Origin of the sequence: Streptomyces sp. NPDC048255 (assembly GCF_040652415.1) — a bacterium.
Classification (GTDB): Bacteria; Actinomycetota; Actinomycetes; order Streptomycetales; family Streptomycetaceae; genus Streptomyces.
Window position 1 is genome coordinate 247,964 of record NZ_JBEZMA010000003.1, and the last position, 16,810, is coordinate 264,773.

Here is a 16,810-nt window from a genome sequence, read left to right on the forward strand (position 1 = left end):
CGTCCTTCAGGGAGGATGCACATGCGAGCCCCATCCCGAGCCCGAAGAACCCTCGTCACGGCGGGTACCGCGGTGGCCACGGCAGCCCTGCTGCTCGCGGGCTGCGCCCAGGATCCGACCGAGCAGCCGGAGCCGGGCGGCACTGCCGACGGCAAGGCGAAGACGACGATCACCGTCGGTGTGTTCGGGGCCTTCGGCCTCCAGGAGGCCGGCCTCTACGACGAGTACATGGCGCAGAATCCCGGCATCCGCATCGAGCAGACCTCCATCGAGCGGAACGAGAACTACTACCCGCAGCTCCTCACCCACCTCGGCACCGGCAGCGGGCTCGCCGACATCCAGGCCGTCGAGGTCAACAACATCGCGGAGATCACCGCCACCCAGGCCGACAAGCTGGTGGACCTCGGCAAGGCGCCGGGCGTGGACAAGGCCGCGTACCTGCCCTGGAAGTGGGCGCAGGGCACGGCGAGCGCGGCGAAGGGCGGGGCCACGGTCGGCCTCGGCACCGACATCGGCCCGCAGGGCATCTGCTACCGCAAGGACCTCTTCGAGGCGGCCGGGCTGCCCACGGACCGGGCGGCGGTCGGGGCGCTGTGGGCGGGCGACTGGAACAAGTACCTGGAGACGGGCAAGGCGTACAAGGCGAAGGCCGGCGAAGGGAAGGCCTTCGTGGACTCGGCGTCGGGCGTGATGGCCGCCGTGACCGGGAGCAGCGCGCAGCGGTACTACGACGACCAGGGGAAGGTCGTCTACAAGACCAACCCGGCGGTGCGCGGCGCCTTCGACCTGGCGGCCTCCTTCGCCACCGAGGGGCTGAGCGCCAAGCTCCAGCAGTTCACCCCGAGCTGGGACCAGGGCTTCGCCAACGGCGCCTTCGCCACGGTCTCCTGCCCGGCCTGGATGCTCGGCTACATCCAGGACAAGGCGGGCCCGGCGGGCAAGGACAAGTGGGACGTGGCGCAGGCGCCGAAGCCGAGCAACTGGGGCGGCTCCTTCCTGATCGTGCCGAAGGCCGGCAAGCAGACCGGGGAGGCGGCGAAGCTGGCGGCCTGGCTGACGGCTCCGGCGCAGCAGGCGAAGCTCTTCGAGAAGCGGGGCAGCTTCCCGAGCGCGAGCGCCGCGTACGCGCTGCCGTCGGTGTCGGGAGCGCAGCACGCGTACTTCGGCGGCGCCCCGATCGGCGAGATCTTCGCGAAGGCGGCTCAGAGCGTGCCGGTGACGGTGCTCGGCCCGAAGGACCTCGTGATCGCGCAGAACCTTGCGGACATCGGGATGCTCCAGGTCGACCAGAAGGGCCGTTCGGCGCAGGAGGGCTGGGAGGCCGCGGTGAAGGCGATCGACAACGCCTTGGACCAGTGAGGCTCCGGTGACGGACGAGACGGCTGTCCTGTCCCCTTCCTCCTCCCCGTCCCGCCCCGCGCGGGACGGGGAGGGGGCTCGGGGCAAGGGCGCCGGCCGGGGCCAGGTGTGGCGCTCGCGCCGCTACCGGTGGGACCTGCGCTGGAGCCCGTACGCCTTCGTGGCGCCCTTCTTCCTCTTCTTCGCCGCCTTCGGGCTGTTCCCGCTGCTGTACACGGGCTGGGCGGCGCTGCACCAGGTGGAGCTGACCGATCCGGACAGCATGACGTGGGTGGGGCTGCGGAACTTCACGCGGCTGTGGGAGGACGAGTTCTTCTGGAACGCGCTGCGCAACACGGTCACCATCGGGCTGCTGTCCACGGTGCCGCAGCTGGCGATCGCGCTCGGCCTGGCCCACCTGCTCAACTACAAGCTGCGGGGCTCCGCCTTCTTCCGGGTCGCGGTGCTCACCCCGTACGCCACCTCGGTCGCCGCCGCCACGCTCGTCTTCGTGCTGCTCTTCGGCCGGGACTACGGGATGGTCAACTGGGCCCTGTCGGCGGTCGGTTTCGAGGCGGTGGACTGGCAGAACGGCACCTTCGCCTCCCAGCTGGCGGTCTCCACGATCGTGGTCTGGCGCTGGACCGGCTACAACGCGCTGATCTACCTGGCGGCGATGCAGGCCGTGCCCGGGGAGCTGTACGAGTCGGCCGCGCTGGACGGGGCCTCGCGCTGGCAGCAGTTCGTGCACGTCACGGTGCCCTCGCTGCGGCCGACGATCTTCTTCACCTGTGTGGTGTCGACGATCGGGGCGACCCAGCTGTTCGGGGAGCCGCTGCTCTTCAACGGCGGTGCGGGCGCCACGGGCGGCTCGGACCACCAGTTCCAGACGCTGGGGCTGTACCTGTACGAGCAGGGCTGGGTGAACCTGCACCTCGGGCGGGCCTCGGCCATCGCCTGGGCGATGTTCCTGATCCTGCTGGTCATCGCGGGCGCGGCGCGGCTGCTGCGCGGACGGGAGGCTTCCCGGTGAACTCCTTGCGCGCGGGCAGGCTCACCTACGTGGTGCTGGCCCTGTTCACCGCCGGCTCGCTCTTCCCGCTGGTGTGGACCGCGATCGCGGCCTCCCGCAGCAATACGCGGCTGGCGCAGACCCCTCCGCCGTTCTGGTTCGGCGGGAACCTGGGCCGCAACCTCCAGGTGGCGTGGACCGACGCCAACATGGGCGTGGCCCTGCTGAACACGGTGATCGTGGCGGGCACGGTCGCCGCGGGCACGGTGCTGTTCTCCACCCTGGCCGGTTTCGCCTTCGCCAAGCTCCGCTTCCGGGGCCGTCGGCTGCTGATGTCCCTGGTGGTCGCCACGATGCTGATCCCGCCGCAGCTGAGCGTGGTCCCGCTGTACATGCTGATCGCCGAACTGTCGTGGACGGACCGGCTCCAGGCGGTGATCCTGCCGACGCTGGTGTCCGCCTTCGGGGTGTTCTTCATGCGCCAGTACCTGACGCAGGCGCTGCCGACGGAGCTGGTGGAGGCGGCGCGCTCGGACGGCGCGAGCTCGCTGCGGGTCGTGTGGCACGTGGTCTTCCCCGCGGCCCGGCCCGCGATGGCGGTACTGGCCATGCTGACCTTCGTCATGGCCTGGAACGACTTCTTCTGGCCGATCGTCGCGCTGACCCAGAACGGCAGCCCGACGGTGCAGGTGGCCCTGACGGGACTGGGCCGGGGCTACATCCCCGACCAGTCCGTGATCATGGCGGGCGCGCTGCTGGGCACGCTCCCGCTGTTGCTGGTGTTTCTCGTCTTCGGCCGCCAGATCGTCGGCGGCATCATGCAGGGAGCGGTGAAGGGTTGACGAACACGCCAACGAACACGAACACGGGCACGCCGCGGGGGACGGGCAAACTCCGCTTCCCGGAGCGGTTCTTGTGGGGTGCGGCCACGGCGGCCTTCCAGATCGAGGGCGCGGCCGCCCTGCGCGGGCCGTCCATCTGGGACACCTTCTGCCGGACGCCCGGCAAGGTGCACGGCGGCGACACGGGCGACGTGGCGGTGGACCACCACCGGCTGTGGCGCGAGGACGTCCGGCTGATGGCCGCGCTGGGGCTGGGGGCCTACCGGTTCTCGGTGTCCTGGCCGCGGGTGCTGGCCGGTGGCATCGGCTTCTACGACGCGCTCGTGGACGAGCTGCTCTCCTACGGGATCCAGCCCTGCGTGACCCTGTACCACTGGGACCTGCCGCAGGAGTTGGAGACGGGATCCTCCACCGGCGGCGCCTCGGGGGGCGGCGGCTGGCCCGAGCGGGAGACGGCCTACGCCTTCGCGGCGTACGCGGCGACCGTCGCCGAGGCGCTGGGCGACCGGGTGAAGCTGTGGACCACGCTCAACGAACCCTGGTGCAGCGCCTTCCTCGGCTACGGCTCCGGGGTCCACGCCCCCGGCCGCACCTCCCCGGCCGACTCCCTGCGCGCCGCCCACCACCTCAACCTGGCCCACGGTCTGGCCTCGGCGGTCCTGCCCGCCTCGGCCAGGGTCGGGATCGCCCTCAACCCCAGTGCGGTGCGGCCGCTGACGGGCTCGGCCGCCGACCTGGACGCGCGCCGCCGCATCGACGCCCTCGCCAACCGGATCTTCACCGGGCCCCTGCTCCACGGGGCCTATCCGGAGGACCTGATGGAGGACACCGCCGCGGTGACGGACTGGTCCTTCGTCCGCCCCGGCGACGAGGCCCAGATCCACCAGCCGCTCGGCTTCCTCGGCGTGAACTACTACACCCCGACGGTGGTGTCGGCAGCCCCGGCCGGGGGCGGCCCCCGGGCCGACGGCCACGGGGCCACGGCCCACTCCCCCTGGCCCGCGGCGGACACGGTGGCCTTCCACCAGCCCCCCGGCGAGCTGACGGACATGAACTGGTCCATCGACCCGACCGGCCTCTACGACCTGCTGATGCGCTTCACCCGGGAGGCTCCCGGGCTGCCCCTGCTGGTCACCGAGAACGGCGCCGCGTACGCCCCTGAGCTGCACGACCCCCAGCGCATCGGCTACCTGGAGAAGCACCTGGCCACCATCCACCGGGCGATCGGGCACGGCGCCCCCGTGGAGGGCTACTTCCTCTGGTCCCTGCTGGACAACTTCGAGTGGTCCTACGGCTACAGCAAGCGCTTCGGCATCGTCCACGTCGACTACGAGACCCTGGCCCGCACCCCGCGCTCCAGCGCCCACTGGTACGCCAGGCTGGCCCGGACAGGAGCCTTGTAGATTCGCCGGCATGACCCGCACCACGCCGCCGCGCCCCCTGGACGTGGAAGCCCTCTTCCCCGGCCTGTCGGTCCACCGCCGTACGACGACCCGGCTGCATCCCCGCGCCGGATCCCCGGGGGTGGCCGACAGCCATGTCGGCGGGCCGCTGCTGTGGCCGGCCGACGAGCCGTGGCCGGTGTGCGAGGGGCCGCACGGGCCGGCCCCGGACGCGCCCGCCCTGCGGCCGCCGCAGCCCTTGCTGGCCGTGGCCCAGCTGTACGGGCGGGACGTCCCGGACCTCCCCGCGGGCCCCGAAGGCCACGACCTGCTCCAGGTGTTCTGGTGCCCCTTCGACGCCCACGGGCCGACGGGGTACGGCATGTACGTCCACCTCCGGTGGCGCCGGGCCGCCGGGGTGCGCGAGGTCCTGGCGCGGCACCCGGACCCCGGGCCGGTGGGCTTCGAGGGGTATGTCCCGCGGCCCTGTGTGCTGCACCCGGAGCAGGTCGCCGAGTACCCGTACATCGAGGTGCTCCCGGGCGAACTCGGGGAACGCGTCGAGGCATGGGAGGACGCCCAGGAGGAGGCGTCGTACGAGGCCCAGGAGGAAGCCGAGGAGGAGGACAGTGAGCGGGCCGGTGAGGGGGCCAGTGAGGAGACCGGCGCCCTGCCGAGCTACCAGAGCGACCTGTCCCTCGCCCCGGGCTGGAAGGCCGGCGGGCACGCCGCCTGGAACGTCACCGGTCCGGGGACCATGGACTGCCGCACCTGCGGATCAGCGATGGAACTCCTGCTGACGATCGCCACCCGCGAGTTCCACTCCGACAGCACCAGCTGGATCCCGCTGGAGGACAGCCCCTTGGAGGACCGCCTGCCGGAGGACCGCCTGCCGGAGGACGATGTGGCCTCCCCGACCGGGGTGGTCGTCGGCAACCACGGCAAGCTCAATGTCTTCGCCTGCCCCCAGGACCCGGCCCACCCGCACGCCTTCAGCGTGCAGTAGCGGCGAAGGCGCCGGCGTGGTCGCGGGCCCAGGTCTCGAAGGTCCGCGCCGAGTGGCCGGTGAGCCGTTCGACAGTGTCGGTGATCTCGGTCGGGAGGCCGTCGGTGGATGCCCAGAAGTCCAGGAGCGCGTCGGTGTACGGACCGGGTATGTAGCCCTCGACCTCGGACTTCCACCGCTCGGCCGAGACGGACTCGTAGGGCAGGGGCCGGCCGAGGACCGACCCGAGTATCGCGAGCTGGGTCGCGAAGGTAAGCGACTGCGGTCCGGTCAGGGTGTGGGCGCCGCCCGCGCGGGCGGGGTCGGTGAGGACGGTGAACGCGGCCTCGGCGATGTCGGCCTCGTGGACGGGATCGCAGTAGGCGCCCGGGTAGGGCAGGTGGACCGGGCGGCCGGACTTCAACGACCAGGCCCAGCCGAGGGCGTTGCTCGCGAAGGACCCCGGCCGCAGCAGGGTGGTGCGCAGCGAGGAGGCCGTCAAGGCCTGTTCCACGGCGAGGTGGGACGCGGACAGTGGGCTGTCCGCGGCGCCGGGGCCGAGCACCGAGGAGGAGGAAAGGAGCACGACATGCTCCACCCCGGCGGCGATGGCCTCCTTGACGAAGGCCTCGATAGCGGAGGCCTCGGCGTAGAGGAACACGGAACGGACCCCTTCGAGGGCGCCGGGAAAACTCGCCGGGTCGGTGAGGTCGCAGCGGACGGCGCCTGGCGTGTCCGGCGCGCGGGAGCCGAGGCGGTACGGGAGCCCCCGGGCGGTGAGCAGCTCGGAGAGACCGCGGGCGACGGCGCCGCGGCCGCCGGTGATGAGGATCGACATGACGACAATGCCCCTTTCTTCTTCTGCGCATGGCCGGACTCCGGATAGAATCCAACCGTGGCGCAGATTGTGCGAGACACATTCACTGCGCCACACAGATAAATTTGGAGCACGGAGAAGCCGATGTCAACCGATTCCCCTCGTACGGGTGATCAGCGTGCCGAGTGGAGCCGCGCCGAGCTGCTCGCCCGCATCGTCACCGAGAGCCAGCGGCACTACGCCGACTACTCGCTCTTCAATCAGGCCATGGCCGACCACGTCGGCCTGCACCCCACCGACATGCAGTGCATCGCGCTCCTCGACATGGAGCCCGGCCCCGTCAGCACGGGGGACATCGCCCGTCTCACCGGCCTGACCTCCGGCTCCGCCACCCGCCTCGTCGACCGGCTGGTCAAGGCGGGCATCGTCGAGCGCCACGCCGACCCGCACGACCGGCGCCGCTCCCTCGTCTCCCTCGCGCCCGAGGCCCGCGAGCGGATCGGCGCGGCCTGGGACACCCCCGGCCGGGCCTTCGGCGCCGTGCTGGAGGGCTACTCCGACAGCGAACTGGCCGTCATCGCCGACTACCTGCACCGCGCCGCCGAGGTCGGCCGGGCCCAGGCCAAGCGGCTGAACGCGGGCGACACCGGCTCCGCCTGACCCGGGCGGGCCGGCCGGGCGGAGCCCACCCTGACGGGGCCCCTCTGACGGGGCCCCGACGACGCAACCCCTACGACGGCGAGGACGCCATCGCCGCCAGCCCCTTCGCCAGGTCCTCGGCATTCATCACGGGACCGACCTCGATCTCGGCGTTGAACTGCAGGAACAGGTCCTCCAACAGCGGCGGCAGCTGCGAGCTGTCCTGGAGGTCGAAGACGATCCAGACTGAGCGCACGCCCTCGTGCAGGCCGAAGTAGGCGGCCTCCGGCTTCAACTTGCCCATCAGGGTCTTGATCGCCTGGGGCAGGGCCCCGGTCTTGATGCCCTCGTTGGTGGCAACCGTGTCCATGTGGGCCCTGAGCATGACTCTCATGCGTGACTCCTTCCGTCCCCCTCACCCTCGGCGCGGCCCGGGGGCACGGCAACATCTGCGCCCCCGTCCGGGCAGCGCCGGAGGCGGGACGCAGCCGCCGGGACTGCCGTCAGACGCCCTGGATGTGGAAGTTGAAGTCCGTGTGGCCCAGCGCGCCCATCAGACGGAGCCACATCGGCAGCAGCATCTCGGCTCCCCGGGCCGTTTCGATCCCGCCGAGGTCGAGGATGCTCTCCTGCGGCCAGCCGAAGGAGTGCAGCAGTACGCGTACGGAGTTCTTCGCGTCCGCGTCCTCGCCCGAGAGGAAGACGTGGTGGTGCCCGGGGACCCGGCCCGGATCGACCATGATCCGGCAGTTCATCGTGTTCAGCGTCTTGACCACCCGCAGCCCCGGGAAGGTCCGCTGGATCAGCTCGCCGAGGCTGTCCCCGTTCACCGGGTCCAGGCTCGGCGGGAAGCCCTGCGAGAAGTCCAGCGGGTTCGCTACGTCGATCAGCACCTTCCCGGTCAGCTGCGCCGCGCCCGCCTCCGCCAGCGCGGCGACGCTGACCCGCCCGCCGGTGGCGTTGACCAGGGTCTCGCCCGCGTCGGCCGCCTCCCGGAGGGCCACGAGCCGGACCTGCGGCCGCGCCGCCCGCCACTCGGCGTAGTCGGCTCGGGCGAGGGTGGCTTCGGGATCCCGGGTGCCGATGACCACCTCGTGGCCCAGGGAGGCCAGCGCCGCGGCCAGGGTGCGGCCGACGATCCCGGTGCCGAGGACTGCGTAGCGCATGCCTGTTTCCCTTTCCTTGCCTGCTCGGCTTCTTGCCTGCGCGGCTTCCTTGCCTGCTCGGCTTCCTTGCCTGCGCGGCTACCTGCCCGGCTTCCCTGCCCGCTCAGCCCAGGATTCCGACGTCGTAGAAGAACTGGTACCGGCTCGGGTCGTCCGGCAGGAACCAGTGGAAGCCCTCTTCGAGGAAGACCGCGACGACGTTGATCGCGAGGACCAGGCCCAGGAACCAGAGGGCGAACGTCCCCACCGTCAGGTACGCCCCCGGCCGTGTCGCCGGAACGCTGCGGTCCGCCGTCGCCCGGGCGAAGGCCAGGACGATGCCGATGGCGACCACCGAGACCTGGAAGAGGATCCAGGCCCACACGTACAGGTGCAGGCCGAACGCCTCGCTCCCGTACCCCTTGTCCCCCGGCAGGATGTGCAGCATCGTCTGCCGCCAGGAGGCGAAGGAGCCCCCCATCACCGCGACGAGGGCCAGCCCCCAGCCCGTCATGTAGTCGCGGGCCGGCACCGCGCCGTGCGCCAGCGCCGTACGGACGATGTAGCCCGCGCCCATCGCCGCCAGCAGCATGAACATCCGCTGCACGATGCACAGCGGGCACGGGTACTCCCACATCCCGAACTGGTAGAAGAGGCCCCCGCAGACGACGGCCGTCCAGCCGATGGCGAAGAAGCAGGCGAACCAGTATTGGACCCGCCCCAGCAGCCCGCCCTCCGGCGGAGCCTCCGGGAGGAGGCTGTTCAGCGCGGCCACCGGTCAGTAGCTCAGGTTCAGGGCGAGGCCGCTGGTGATGTGGTGCGCCATCAGCAGGATGACGGCGATCAGCATGACCCACCACGCCCCGAGCACGACCGTCCGGGACGAGTCCCGGTACATGGCGATCAGCGTGGCGAGGAGCCCGCCGAAGATGAGGGTGTCCATGGCGCGGACCGTACCGACAGGGGGACGAACCGCCTGCTAGGCGCGCCCCCGGGTACGTCGGTTGCCGCGCCGGACCCCGCGCCCGACCCGCGCACCGCCCGCGCCGCCCCGGGTGCGCCCGTCGAGGCCGATCCAGACCCGGACCTCGGTCCCGCCGAGCACCGAGCGGCCCAGCCGCACGTCCCCGCCGGTCGATTCCGCGACCCGGCGCACGATGTCCAGGCCCAGACCCGTCGACCCGTCGCGGCCGCCGTCGTTGCCCCGGCGCAGCGCGGCGTCCGGGTCGGCGATGCCCGGACCCGCGTCCGAGACGAGCACGATGACCGCGTCCGAGGCGTCGTGGACGTCCACCGCGAAGGGGGTGCCCTCGGGGGTGTGCCGGAACACGTTGCCCAGCATGGCGTCGAGGGCGGCCGCGAGTTCGGGCCGGGCCACGGGGATGCGTACCGTACGGTCGACCCCCGCGAGCCGCACCTCCCGGCCCTCGTCCTCCGCCAGCGCCGACCAGAAGGCCATCCGGTCGCGGATCACCTCCGAGGCGTCGCAGCCCGCACCGGCGCCCGCACCCGTGCCGGCCAGGCCGGTCGCCGGGCGCTGTTCGCGGGCCGTACGGATGATCGTGTCGACCTCGCGCTCCAGCTGTTCCACCGCCGCCCGGGTCTGTTCGGCCGCCGGGCCGTCCCCGAGCGAGGCCGTGTTGAGCCGCAGCACCGTCAGCGGCGTCCGCAGCCGGTGCGAGAGGTCGGCGGCCAGCTCCCGCTCGTTGGCGAGGAGTTCCACCACCTGGTCCGCCATCGCGTTGAACGCGACGGCCGCCGAGCGGAGTTCCTTGGGACCGGCCTCCGCCACCCGCGCCCCGAGCCGGCCCTCGCCCAGCTGGTGCGCGGCGTCCGCGAGCCGTTCGGCGGGCCGTACGAGCCGGGCGCCGAGCCGGTCGGCGACCCCGACCGAGCCCACGATCAGGGCCAGTCCGACGCCCGCGAGCACCAGCCAGGCGGTCGTGACCCCGTTGCTGACCTCGCTCTCCGGTACGAACACCTCCACCACCGCGATGTCCCCGGACCCGAGCGCGGTCGGCTGGAGCAGCGCCGAACCCCCGCCCGGCACCGAGGCGGTCGTGGCCCGCCCCATCCGCCGGGTCTCGGCCACGGCCCGCTCCCCCGCCCGGCCCTCGCCGATGCCCACCGGCGGGCTGTCGCCGATGGCGGGGAGGTGGACGGCCATCCGCCGGGCGGCGCCCATCTGCGTGGACTCCACCGCCTTGCGCAGCTGGACCGGGTCGGTGGTGATGGACAGGGTCGGCCCGATGGTGGCCGCCTGCCGCTCGGCGTTGGAGAAGGCCCGGTCGCTGGCCATCTCCTGGACGACGAGCCCGAGCGGCACGGCGAAGGCCACGACCACCATGGTGGTGACCGCGAGGCACACCTTGACCAGCGCCCACCTCATCGCGGCATCACAGCGGCGGCTCCAGCTTGACCCCGACCCCCCGCAGCGTGTGCAGGTACCGCGGCCGGGCGGCGGTCTCGCCGAGCTTGCGGCGCAGCCAGGACAGGTGCACGTCGATGGTCTGGTCGTCCCCGTACGACTGCTGCCAGACCTCGGCGAGCAGTTCGCGCCGGGCCACGACCACCCCGGGCCGCCCGGCGAGGAAGGCCAGCAGGTCGAACTCGCGCCGCGTGAGGTCCAGGGCCGCGCCGTCGAGCTGGGCCTGGCGGCGCAGCGGGTCGATGGCGAGCCCGCCGACGCGCAGGACGCGCGAGGGCGGCTCGGCCGCCGCCGCCTGGGAGCGGCGCAGTACGGCGGCCATCCGGGCGGAGAGGTGCTCGACGGAAAAAGGTTTGGTCAGGTAGTCGTCGGCGCCGTCGTTGAGCAGCCGGACGATCTCCGCCTCGTCGTCGCGCGCGGTCGCGATGATCACGGGTACGTCGGTGATGCCGCGCAGCATCTTGAGCGCCTCCGACCCGTCGAGATCGGGCAGCCCGAGGTCGAGGATGACCACGTCGAAGCGGTGGTGGGCGACCTCGCGCAGGGCTTCCAGGGCGGTGCCGACGCTCCGCACGGTGTGCGAGGCCTCGGTCAGGTGCCGGATGAGGGCGGAACGTACGAACTGGTCGTCCTCGACCACGAGCACACTTGCCATGGCCCGCACCGTAGCCCATTCGGGGGACCGGCCGGGGTGTCGGGACACTCTTGTGGCGGGTGGTGCAGTATGTGCCCTGATGCGAAGAGGACTCGTCCATGCCATGGCATGGCTGCTGGCGACGGGGGCGGCGGTGACGCTGTCCTGGTGGGGCGTGCACACGGTCATGTCGGGTACCGCCTACGATCCGCCGCTCGCGGTGCCGCTGGCCACCCAGCCGCTGTCCTCCTCCACGCAGCACGCGCAGCCTTCCGCTCCGCCGGCCTCCGCGTCCCCCTCGGAGTCCCCGTCCCCTTCCGCGTCCGGGTCCCCGAGCCCGGCGGCGTCGCCGTCCGCCGGCTCCTCCCCCGCCAAGCCCCCGGAGAAGGGCTCCCCGCCCGGGCAGCAGCCGTACCAGCAGCCGGACGAGGGCGGCGCGGGGCAGGTGAAGGCCTATCCGGTCTCGGGCGGCCGGGTCGTCTTCGACCTGGGGGCGTCCTCGGCCGAGCTGGTCTCCGCGACCCCCTCGGCCGGCTGGCGGATGCAGGTGTGGAAGCAGGACTACTGGATCCGGGTCACCTTCACCCGGGACGGGCGCGAGGTCTCGGTCTTCTGCACCTGGCACGACCATCCGCCGGTCGTGGAGATCGTCGACCCCTGAGCCCCTGCCCCTCTGAGCCCCTGCGCCCCTGACAGCCGACCGGCCCCTACTCGAACACCGAGGGCGGCGGCTGCGGCGAAGCCACCGCCGAGACGTCCGCGACCGGGGCCGCACCGCCCGCGAAGTCCGCCAGCGCCCGCCCGTGCTCGACCCGGCCCGGATGCGGGTCGCTCGCCACCCGGCGGGTGAACTCCGCGACGGGCAGCTCCCGGTCGGAGGCCACCAGGACGGCATTGCCGAAGCGCTTGCCCCGCCACACCACCGGATCGGCGGCCAGCGCCAGCTCCGGGAACCGGGACGCGGCCGTCGCGATCTGGCTCCGCAGGTGGGTGAGTGGCGGGCCGTCCGCCAGGTTGGCCACGTACCACCCGGTGGGCGCCAGGGCCCGGCGCACCTCGTCCAGGAACTCGGTGCTCGTCAGATGCGCGGGGGTGCGCGCCCCGCTGAACACGTCCGCGATGACCAGGTCCGCCCAGCCGTCCGCCACCTTGGCCAGGCCCGCCCGCGCGTCCACCGCCCGGACCCGGACCCGCGCCTGCGGATCCAGCGGCAGGTGTTCCCGTACGAAGGCCACCAGCGCGGCGTCGATCTCCACGACCTGCTGGGTGGAGCGGGGGCGGGAGGCGGCCGTGTACCGGGCGAGGGTGAAGGCCCCGCCGCCCAGGTGCAGCACGTTCAAGGGCTGCCGGGCGGGCGCGACGAGGTCGATCAGGTGGCCGATCCGGCGCTGGTAGGAGAAGTCCAGGTACCCGGGATCGCCGAGGTCCACATGCGACTGCGGGGCCCCGTCGATCAGCAGGGTCCAGGCGCCCGGGCGCTCGCGGTCGGGCGCGAGCTCGGCGCGGCCGCCGTCCACCTGCCCGGTGACCGCCTCGGCGCCGCCGCGTCCGCGCTGCTTGCCCTTGCCTCTGTCCTTGCTCGCCACGCACCCATTGTCGCCGGTCAGCGGCAGTTGTCCGCGGCCTCGATCAGCCGGGCCGCCTCGCCGAGGGCCGCACGCAGGACTTGCGGGTCAGTGACCGGCTCCACGGCCTCCGGGGGGAGCAGCCAGCCGGTGCCGGCCGGGGTGGGAACGGCGGCCTCTCCGAAGCGCATCCCGCGCCCGTTGGTCTGCGTACACGCGCTGCCCGGCAGGTCCCAGGCGTCGGCGGTGCCGGGCGGGACGAGGAAGCCGAGGGTGTCGCCGGAGCCGTCGTGCAGGACGGGGCCGACCCCGCCGGCCTGACGGGCGGCCCGGCGGATGATGTCCACGGCCTCGAGGCCCTGCCGGGTGGGCACGGTCACCAGGTCCGGCGCGTCGACGGGGGCCGCACCGGGCCGGGGCGCGGTGTTCGTTCCAGTGCTCTCCATGCCGGCCTCCACCAAGGGAACCCCTCCTCGATCCGCGTACGAGCCGGGAGCGGGCAGTCGCCTCCCACTCCGCATGCGTTCAACGCACGGAAACGTCAACAGGTGCGGCGGCAAGACGCTGCAAAGGATGGCAGTTCATGGCGGATGGCGGGTGAGATATCCCTTTTGTAGCCAAACACCGCATGAACACCCCGTCACTGGCGGTACGTTCATGCGCGCCGGGGGCCCAGCGGGACGGGCCACAGCACCGGCGGTGTGTTCCTTGCCAGAGAGGCCACGTCCATGGCGGCGTCCCCCCACTCACCCAACTCCACGTTCCGGCGGATGCGCGGTCAGCACTCCCCGGCCGAGTTCGCGGCCCTGGTGCGCAGGGCGGCCAAGGAGATCGGAGAAACGGTTTCCTGCGACGCCCGGTACATCGGCCGGGTCGAGTCCGGCGAGATCCGCTGCCCCAACTACGCGTACGAGCGGGTCTTCCTGCACATGTTCCCCGGCCGCACCCTCGCCGACCTGGGATTCTCCCCGCGCGAGGCCGTCCGCGGGCGCTCGGCGCAGCGTGCCCCCTTCTCCGCCCTCACCCACCGTTCGGGTACCGCTTGCGGTACTGGCACCAGCCCCAAGGAGAGCGACGTGCTGCGTCGCGCGTTCATGGCGGGGGGCTCCGCGACCGTGGCGGCCGCGACGCTCAGCCTCACCCTGCTCGGCGACAGCCGCCGGATCCCCTCCCGGGCCGGCGAGTCAGAGGCGGCCGCCGTCGAGGACGCCGTACGCCAGATCCGGCTGCTGGACGACCGGCACGGCGCCGACGCCCTGTACCGCAAGGCCGCCGAGCCGCTGCGCACGGCCTACGCGCTGCTCGACGCGGGGGCCAGGCGGCAGTCCACCGAGGACCGGCTGCACGCGGGCGCCGGCGAACTCGCCGTCTCCGTCGGCTGGCTGGCGCACGACTCCGGGCGCTTCGACGACGCCCGCTCCCACTACGCCGAGGCCCTGGCCACGGCCCGGGTGTCGGGCGACGCCGGACTGGAGGCGCACGCCTTCAGCAACATGGCCTTCCTGGCCCGGGACTGCGGTCGCTCCCGGGAGGCGGTACGGGCCGCCCAGGCGGGCCGCCGCGCCGCCCGCGCCCTCGGCTCCCCCCGGCTGCTGTCGCTGCTCGCGCTCCGCGAGGCGGGCGGCTGGGCCGGGCTGGCCGACCGCAAGGCATGCGAGGAGGCGCTGACCCGGGCCCACACCGACTTCGCCAAGGGCGGGACGGGCGCGGACCCCGAGTGGATGTCCTTCTTCGGGGAGGCCGAACTGGAGTCCCTGGAGGCGCGGTGCTGGGCCGCCCTCGGGGAGCACTCCCGCGCCGCCCGGCACGCCCGCCGGGCCGCGGACCTCCAGGATCCGCACTTCGCCCGGAACGTGGCCCTGTACACCGCGGAGCTGGCCGGTGACCTGGCCCGCGCGGGCGCTCCCGACGAGGCCGCCTGGGCCGGCGGCCGCGTGCTCGACCGGCTCGCCGAGGTCCAGTCCACCCGGATCCGGTCCATGCTGTCGGACACCGCCCGCGTCCTGGTCCCGCACCAGCGCTCCCCGCGCGTGGCAGTCTTCCTGACCCGGCACGCGGCGGTCTGAGGACGGGGAAGGGCCGCGAGGAGCGGCGGGGCGGCGGCCTCGGCGCCGGGGGTAGCGGGGGCGCCGGGGGCTGCGGCGCGAACGGGCCTGAATTCATCTTGCGGTCGCGAGGCCGCCCGTCCTTAATGAGGCTTCGCTCCGACGCGGTTCCATCTCAGGGGGAAGCATGGACACGACCGGACCACAGCCACCACCGCAGCCGCCGGCCCCGCCGCCCGTGGGTCCACCGGCTCCGCAGGGCCCGCCGGGCCGGGCCCTGGCCGCCTCCTCAGGCGGGGCGCTCGACCTGACCGTCACCAGGAGGCTGTTGTGGGTGGGAGGGGCGGTCTACCCGCTCCAGAACGTCGCCCGGGTGTACACGTTCGTCCTCCACCCGCGGCGCAAGGAGGCCGTGCTGCTCTTCCTGCGGCGGACGGCGCTCACCATTCTGGTGGCGATGGGGTTCACGCTGTTCAGCGCCATCGCCGGCTTCCTCTCCCGGGAACAAGCGAGCTTCGAAGGCTTCCTCACCTTCATCTGGCTCGTCAGCGTGGCCGCGCTGATCTACTTCCTGGTGGAGATGGCCATCGTGCTGTCGGCCTCCTCGCACTTCGTCATGGCCGTCGAGTCGAACGGCCAGTCGACCGCACTGGTCACGGGCCACCACGACCACCTCAACCACCTCGTCTACCAGATCGCGCACGCCATAGAGAACCCGGACACGGAGCTCCGCGTCCGCGTGGAACGGCTGACGATCAGCAACCCCAGCAACTACTACTTCGGGGACACGGTGAACATGTACGGCGGCTCGGCGAACACGGGGGTGGCGAGGTCATGAGCGGGGACAGCTTCTACGGGGACGTCGTCCACATGCACGGCGGCATGGGGAACACCGGCATCGCCCACCACCACGGAGGGGCGCCCACCGGCCCCCAGCCGTCTGCCGCCGTGGAGCAGGCCGTCGCCGGCCTGGTCGCCCTGCTGCGGGAGCTGCACGCACAGGTGCCCCCGGCGACCGCGCAGTGCATCGACGCCTCGCTCCCGGCCATCACGGCCGAGGAGGACACCACCCCCGAGCAGCGGCACGGCGCGCTGATGACCGTCGCGGGCATCGCCGCAACCGCGGGCGCGATCGGCCAGCCCGTCCTCGACGCCGTACGCGCCCTGCTCGAACTCCTGGGCGCGTAGCCCCGGTCCGGGCAGGCACCGGCCCGACCGGGCGGGAAGGCCGGTCGGGCCTGTCGGGCCCGTCAGGCCGGGAAGGCCGCCCGGAACGGGCCCGGCACACGGACCTACGCGTCCAGGTGCCCCGTGTCGTTCCAGCGCTCCAGCGCGGGGGCACCGTAGGCCCATCCCAGGACCGAGAGGGAGGTGGGCTCGAGGCGGATGCGCGCGCCGAAGGAGGCCTCGAAGCCGAGCCAGCGGGCGGCCAGGGTGCGCAGGATGTGCCCGTGGGCGAAGACCAGGACGTCGCGCTCCGCCGAGCGGGCCCAGGCGACCACCTCGTCCGCGCGCGCCGCGACATCGGCGACGGACTCGCCGCCCGGGACCCCGTCGCGCCAGATCAGCCAGCCCGGGCGGACCGCCTGGATCTCCGCCGGGGTCATGCCCTCGTAGTCGCCGTAGTCCCACTCCATCAGGGCGTCCCACGGTTCCGCCTGCACGCCGAAGCCCGCCAGCTCGCAGCTCTCGCTCGCGCGGACCAGCGGGCTGGTGCGGACCTCCACGCCGGACAGGCCCTTCCACGGGTCTCGGGCCAGCCGCTCGCCGAGCAGTTGCGCGCCCCGCTTGCCCTCCTCCAGCAGGGGCACGTCCGTGCGCCCGGTGTGCTTGCCGAGCTGGGACCACGCCGTCTGGCCGTGGCGGGCCAGCAGGATGCGGGGGGCCATATATTTTTCTCCCGGTCCATATGGGTATGCACGGATATGCACGCTTTTAGAGCGGTTCCGTCGTCCGTCCATCATCCATCACATGAACG

The 16,810-nt window shown here is 72.8% G+C and carries 20 protein-coding genes; 10 read left to right on the forward strand and 10 right to left on the reverse strand.

Annotation, left to right across the window (positions count from 1 at the left end; genetic code table 11):
• Nucleotides 1-21: 21 nt before the first annotated feature.
• The 5 genes from AB0D94_RS04995 to AB0D94_RS05015 all read left to right on the forward strand — a co-directional run bounded on the left by AB0D94_RS04995 (nucleotide 22) and on the right by AB0D94_RS05015 (nucleotide 5,580).
• Nucleotides 22-1,359, forward strand: a complete 1,338-nt coding sequence (locus AB0D94_RS04995; RefSeq protein WP_362045575.1) for an ABC transporter substrate-binding protein — start codon at nucleotides 22-24, stop codon at nucleotides 1,357-1,359.
• A gap of 106 nt (nucleotides 1,360-1,465) precedes the next feature.
• A complete protein-coding gene (locus AB0D94_RS05000) occupies nucleotides 1,466-2,371 on the forward strand; it encodes a sugar ABC transporter permease (RefSeq protein ID WP_362045807.1) in 906 nt (301 codons plus the stop codon).
• On the forward strand, nucleotides 2,368-3,192 hold the full coding sequence (locus AB0D94_RS05005; protein WP_362045578.1) for a carbohydrate ABC transporter permease: 825 nt from the start codon (nucleotides 2,368-2,370) through the stop codon (nucleotides 3,190-3,192). Before AB0D94_RS05000 ends, AB0D94_RS05005 begins: the two co-directional genes overlap by 4 nt.
• Nucleotides 3,189-4,595: a GH1 family beta-glucosidase gene (locus tag AB0D94_RS05010; protein WP_362045581.1), complete on the forward strand. Its 1,407-nt coding sequence runs from the start codon at nucleotides 3,189-3,191 to the stop codon at nucleotides 4,593-4,595. Before AB0D94_RS05005 ends, AB0D94_RS05010 begins: the two co-directional genes overlap by 4 nt.
• A 10-nt stretch (nucleotides 4,596-4,605) precedes the next feature.
• A complete protein-coding gene (locus AB0D94_RS05015) occupies nucleotides 4,606-5,580 on the forward strand; it encodes a hypothetical protein (RefSeq protein ID WP_362045584.1) in 975 nt (324 codons plus the stop codon).
• Here the strand turns inward: AB0D94_RS05015 and AB0D94_RS05020 are convergent.
• Nucleotides 5,567-6,397, reverse strand: a complete 831-nt coding sequence (locus AB0D94_RS05020) for an NAD(P)H-binding protein (RefSeq protein WP_362045587.1) — start codon at nucleotides 6,395-6,397, stop codon at nucleotides 5,567-5,569. The two genes, AB0D94_RS05015 and AB0D94_RS05020, sit on opposite strands and share 14 nt — an antisense overlap.
• A 123-nt stretch (nucleotides 6,398-6,520) precedes the next feature.
• On the opposite strand from AB0D94_RS05020, the gene AB0D94_RS05025 reads away from it, so the two are divergent.
• A complete protein-coding gene (locus tag AB0D94_RS05025) occupies nucleotides 6,521-7,036 on the forward strand; it encodes a MarR family transcriptional regulator (RefSeq protein WP_362045590.1) in 516 nt (171 codons plus the stop codon).
• A 70-nt stretch (nucleotides 7,037-7,106) separates the two neighbouring features.
• On the opposite strand, the gene AB0D94_RS05030 is transcribed toward AB0D94_RS05025, so the two are convergent.
• The 6 genes from AB0D94_RS05030 to AB0D94_RS05055 all read right to left on the reverse strand — a co-directional run bounded on the left by AB0D94_RS05030 (nucleotide 7,107) and on the right by AB0D94_RS05055 (nucleotide 11,243).
• Entirely contained in the window at nucleotides 7,107-7,409 is a 303-nt protein-coding gene (locus AB0D94_RS05030; protein ID WP_362045593.1) for a hypothetical protein, read from the reverse strand.
• Between the two features lie 109 nt (nucleotides 7,410-7,518).
• A complete protein-coding gene (locus tag AB0D94_RS05035; protein WP_362045596.1) occupies nucleotides 7,519-8,181 on the reverse strand; it encodes an NAD(P)-binding domain-containing protein in 663 nt (220 codons plus the stop codon).
• Between the two features lie 103 nt (nucleotides 8,182-8,284).
• The gene (locus tag AB0D94_RS05040) at nucleotides 8,285-8,935 is read right to left on the reverse strand and encodes a disulfide bond formation protein B (protein WP_362045599.1); all 651 of its coding nucleotides are present in this window, start codon (nucleotides 8,933-8,935) and stop codon (nucleotides 8,285-8,287) included.
• 3 nt (nucleotides 8,936-8,938) lie between these two features.
• Nucleotides 8,939-9,103, reverse strand: a complete 165-nt coding sequence (locus AB0D94_RS05045; protein ID WP_362045602.1) for a DUF5993 family protein — start codon at nucleotides 9,101-9,103, stop codon at nucleotides 8,939-8,941.
• A gap of 36 nt (nucleotides 9,104-9,139) precedes the next feature.
• Nucleotides 9,140-10,549, reverse strand: coding sequence for a HAMP domain-containing sensor histidine kinase (locus AB0D94_RS05050; RefSeq protein ID WP_362045605.1), 1,410 nt, complete (start codon nucleotides 10,547-10,549; stop codon nucleotides 9,140-9,142).
• A gap of 7 nt (nucleotides 10,550-10,556) precedes the next feature.
• Nucleotides 10,557-11,243: a response regulator transcription factor gene (locus AB0D94_RS05055; RefSeq protein WP_266936556.1), complete on the reverse strand. Its 687-nt coding sequence runs from the start codon at nucleotides 11,241-11,243 to the stop codon at nucleotides 10,557-10,559.
• A gap of 79 nt (nucleotides 11,244-11,322) precedes the next feature.
• Here AB0D94_RS05055 and AB0D94_RS05060 point away from each other — a divergent pair, with 79 nt between their 5' ends.
• Nucleotides 11,323-11,883 (forward strand): hypothetical protein, encoded by a 561-nt coding sequence (locus AB0D94_RS05060; RefSeq protein WP_362045610.1) that lies wholly within the window; start codon nucleotides 11,323-11,325, stop codon nucleotides 11,881-11,883.
• Between the two features lie 46 nt (nucleotides 11,884-11,929).
• Here AB0D94_RS05060 and AB0D94_RS05065 read toward each other — a convergent pair whose 3' ends face one another.
• Nucleotides 11,930-12,808 (reverse strand): fused MFS/spermidine synthase, encoded by an 879-nt coding sequence (locus AB0D94_RS05065; RefSeq protein WP_362045613.1) that lies wholly within the window; start codon nucleotides 12,806-12,808, stop codon nucleotides 11,930-11,932.
• A 17-nt stretch (nucleotides 12,809-12,825) separates the two neighbouring features.
• A complete protein-coding gene (locus AB0D94_RS05070; protein ID WP_362045616.1) occupies nucleotides 12,826-13,233 on the reverse strand; it encodes a hypothetical protein in 408 nt (135 codons plus the stop codon).
• A 282-nt stretch (nucleotides 13,234-13,515) separates the two neighbouring features.
• On the opposite strand from AB0D94_RS05070, the gene AB0D94_RS05075 reads away from it, so the two are divergent.
• From AB0D94_RS05075 to AB0D94_RS05085, 3 genes are all read left to right on the forward strand, one after another.
• On the forward strand, nucleotides 13,516-14,853 hold the full coding sequence (locus tag AB0D94_RS05075; protein ID WP_362045619.1) for a tetratricopeptide repeat protein: 1,338 nt from the start codon (nucleotides 13,516-13,518) through the stop codon (nucleotides 14,851-14,853).
• Between the two features lie 166 nt (nucleotides 14,854-15,019).
• On the forward strand, nucleotides 15,020-15,670 hold the full coding sequence (locus AB0D94_RS05080) for a DUF6232 family protein (RefSeq protein WP_362045623.1): 651 nt from the start codon (nucleotides 15,020-15,022) through the stop codon (nucleotides 15,668-15,670).
• Complete coding sequence (locus tag AB0D94_RS05085; RefSeq protein ID WP_362045626.1) at nucleotides 15,667-16,020, forward strand: hypothetical protein; 354 nt, start codon at nucleotides 15,667-15,669, stop codon at nucleotides 16,018-16,020. Before AB0D94_RS05080 ends, AB0D94_RS05085 begins: the two co-directional genes overlap by 4 nt.
• Before the next feature lie 104 nt (nucleotides 16,021-16,124).
• On the opposite strand, the gene AB0D94_RS05090 is transcribed toward AB0D94_RS05085, so the two are convergent.
• Nucleotides 16,125-16,721 (reverse strand): histidine phosphatase family protein, encoded by a 597-nt coding sequence (locus AB0D94_RS05090; RefSeq protein ID WP_362045629.1) that lies wholly within the window; start codon nucleotides 16,719-16,721, stop codon nucleotides 16,125-16,127.
• Nucleotides 16,722-16,810: the final 89 nt, after the last annotated feature.